The sequence below is a fragment of the Candidatus Symbiopectobacterium sp. genome (assembly GCF_020054415.1).
Classification (GTDB): domain Bacteria; phylum Pseudomonadota; class Gammaproteobacteria; order Enterobacterales; family Enterobacteriaceae; genus Symbiopectobacterium.
Genome location: NZ_JAHWCO010000057.1, coordinates 1 through 3,195, shown reverse-complemented (window position 1 = coordinate 3,195; position 3,195 = coordinate 1). Strand labels below are relative to the sequence as shown.

At 53.7% G+C, this 3,195-nt stretch carries 1 protein-coding gene and 3 pseudogenes; 1 reads left to right on the top strand and 3 read right to left on the bottom strand.

Annotated features, from left to right (window positions below; all coding sequences use genetic code 11):
- Positions 1 to 130: 130 nt before the first annotated feature.
- A pseudogene (locus tag QZ506_RS01930) lies at positions 131 to 429 on the bottom strand (response regulator); the annotation flags it as partial.
- A gap of 304 nt (positions 430 to 733) precedes the next feature.
- Between QZ506_RS01930 and QZ506_RS01925 the strand changes: the two are divergent.
- Positions 734 to 1,138, top strand: coding sequence for a hypothetical protein (locus QZ506_RS01925; protein WP_291968659.1), 405 nt, complete (start codon positions 734 to 736; stop codon positions 1,136 to 1,138).
- Between the two features lie 30 nt (positions 1,139 to 1,168).
- On the opposite strand, the pseudogene dauA reads toward QZ506_RS01925, so the two are convergent.
- A pseudogene (gene dauA / locus QZ506_RS01920) lies at positions 1,169 to 2,599 on the bottom strand (C4-dicarboxylic acid transporter DauA); the annotation flags it as partial.
- Between the two features lie 98 nt (positions 2,600 to 2,697).
- Positions 2,698 to 3,195: pseudogene (locus tag QZ506_RS01915) on the bottom strand (ATP-binding protein); the annotation flags it as partial.

The window sequence follows — 3,195 nt, the reverse complement described above, 5'->3', positions numbered from 1 at the left end:
GTGCTGCGGGCGTACGCCGATGGCCACTTTACTCGATGGAAAACGGATCTGGGCAGAAAAGAATCTGAACCAGATGTAATCTGACAGACACCTGTATAAATAATCGGTAACTGTCAGATCAGGTCTGAGCTAGTACATATCATCTGCGCCCATTTCCAGCGCCAATATGTGATTCATGTCGCTGTCAAGCGAGGTCAGTAGCACGATCGGGCCACTGTACAACGGGCGCAACTCGCGGCAGATGGTCATGCCATCTTCGCCCGGCAGCATCACATCCAACAGCACAAGATCGGGGTTTTGCTGCGCGATGAAGTCGAGCGCTTTATCGCCGCGCGGTTCCAGACGAACATCTATGTCATGTTTTCCCAGATAAGCCGCAATCAGTTTGCCCACTTCAGGGTCATCTTCCACAAAGGCAATCTTATGCATAGTCACCGTAGCTATTATTCTCTATCGTCAGCCTGCCGTGTGGTAAACCGTTTTCGTCTTGCGTTAGCATAGCGCCCACACATTAGCGGCGCCAGCAATAATATATCGTGCAGCTACCGGATTTCATTGCAATATCGTGAACTTGATAACGTGCTCGCGCTATCAAATCACTCACGCTCGTGACAATATAGAGGGGTAACCCGTGAGCCTGGTAAAACAGGGCAGATGTATTATCGACGCTTGATGAAAGGTGATTGACGTACAAGTGACGCGATGAACCCACTGGCGAACAGGAGAGAAGGACGTGGGAGATAACCCAGAGTCTGGGTGTTACAATGAGGCGTTACGTATTGATTACGCTGAGTATTTAGCAGCGCTGTGTAATAAAAACTGGCGTTTTATTGATGCCATGTATGGCGTGTTGCCGATTATCGGCATGGTGACTAAATCTGCGTCGACCCGTCAGGTCGCTCCGCAAGAGCAAATGAAAATGCTGGCAATGCAGGTGCTTTCCACGCAGGTCAACGATGAAACCAACCTGACGCGACTGATTGCGCTGGCGCAGCAGCAGAAACTGACAGCACTGAATATTGTGTTGCCGTATCCGCTGACGTCGCAACAGTTGGTGACGATCCGCGAAGCCTGCGCGGCGTCAACGACGGTGTCGCAGCGCAATGAATGCCTGAGAGTCCAGATTACACCGGTCTAGGCCGCTTGCGCAGCCCGATGGGTGATCAGATTAATCGATAGACTGCGTTGCTTCCAACGCTTGCGCCAGCGTGGGATAAAACGTGCTGCGTCCCGCGATGGGATGCACATTGGCGTGCGCCAACGTTTTCAGCGGCTGGAACGGAATATCGGTTATTAATAGCTGCTTGTCAGCGGGTAATGCATCGCTGAAACGCAAGAACGCATCCAGTCCTCCCGCATCCAGAATCGGCACCGCATCCCATTGCAGAATGATGGTCTGATAATTCTCGCTACGTTGCAGAATGTCGTTAAAAATGCGTTCCGCAGCGGAGAAAAATAGTGGGCCGTTCACCCGCAGTACCAGTCGCGTCGGCGATGAGGTTTCAGGGCGTTCGCTAAGCAGGGTCATTTGGGCGATGCGGCGCATAAACAGCAGCGACGCCAACACAATCCCCAGCGTAATCGCAATCACCATATCAAACAGCACGGTCAGGGACATGCAAAGCAGCATGACAATGATGTCATCTTTGGGGCCATGACGCAGCAAATCCACCACTTTATGGGCTTCGCTCATGTTCCAGGCGACGATCAGCAGCAGCGCCGCCATGGCGGCCAATGGCAGATAAGAGAGCCAGGGGGCCAGCACCGACAGCGCGTGCACCACCGCCGAAATGGGGGACGTAGCACCGGCGCGCACGTTTGCGGCGGAGCGCGCGATAGCAGCGGTGGCGGTGATGCCGCCAAAGAACGGCGCGACCAGATTACCGAAGCATTGTCCCATCAATTCGGCATTGGAGTTGTGTTTTTTACCGGTCATACCGTCCAGCACCACCGCGCACAGCAGCGATTCGATAGCGCCAAGCATCGCCATGGAAAATGCCGCAGGGAGCAGGGCAGAAATGCTCTGTCAGTTGAGCGTCATCGCCGGTTCACCGGCTGCGGACACGTTCCACGGTAGCACCCACTGCGGCAGAATAGGCGGAATGCCCTGACCCTGCGAGCCATCAGCCAGCATATAGCTAAAGCGGGAGCCGATGGTGGCGACATCATGGCCCATCAGCGACATGATACCCATAACAGCAACGCCTGCCAGCAGCGCAGGCAGATGGCCCGGCAAGCGGATGCCCGGTTTGGGCCAAAAAACCAGCACTGCCAGCGTAGTCAGGCCAATGAGTGTGTCCGCCATCGTCAGCGTTGGGAGTGCTTGTTCCAGCGCCATCGCCTTTTCGATATAGTGCTCCGGCACGGTGGTCAGGTGCAGACCAAACAGATCCTTAATATGCATGGTGGCAATGGTGATACCGATGCCCGAGGTAAACCCCAGAGTCACTGACAGCTGGATATACTCAATCAGGCGTCCAAAGCGGCAGACGCCCATCAACACCAAAAATACCCCGGAAATCAGTGTTGCCATCAGCAAGCCTGAGAGGCCAAACCGCTGTGAAACCGGGTAAAGAATCACCACGAAGGCTGCCGTTGGGGTGCATATTCGCATGCGATCGATCATCGATTCGCATCTAAGGTCGATCACGTTTTCGCATCGTATCGATCATACGGGAACCTAACTTTTTTATCGTGTTAGCGTGTTTCTTCTGCGCTTTCCACTACCGGGCTATTTTTCCTTAACGATTCTCCCTTAAGCTCCAGTCTGTGGGCGTTGTGGATCAGCCGATCCAGGAAGGCATCGGCCGCCATAGGGTTTTTCATCACCCCGTACCATTGCTCCACTGGCAACTTGCTGATCAGGATCGTACTGGTTTGCCCATATCGGTCTTCCGTTATTTCCAGCAGGTCATTGCATTGCAGCGTTGTGATAACTTCAAGACCGAGGTCGTTCAAGATAAGAAGCTATATTTTTTGAAGCTGTTTCAGTTTCTTAAGCCAGATTCCGTCCAGTCTCCACTGCTCAAGCTGATCCAGCAGCCGACCCATACGCCAGTATTGGACACTTCTCTTTTGGCGGCACGCCTGCTCGCCCAGCGCACAACCTACCCAGCCTTTGCCGCTGCCAGTTGGCCCTGTTATCAGGATATTCTTGCTGTGGGTGATGTAATGCCCGTTCAGAAGCTCGCGCAT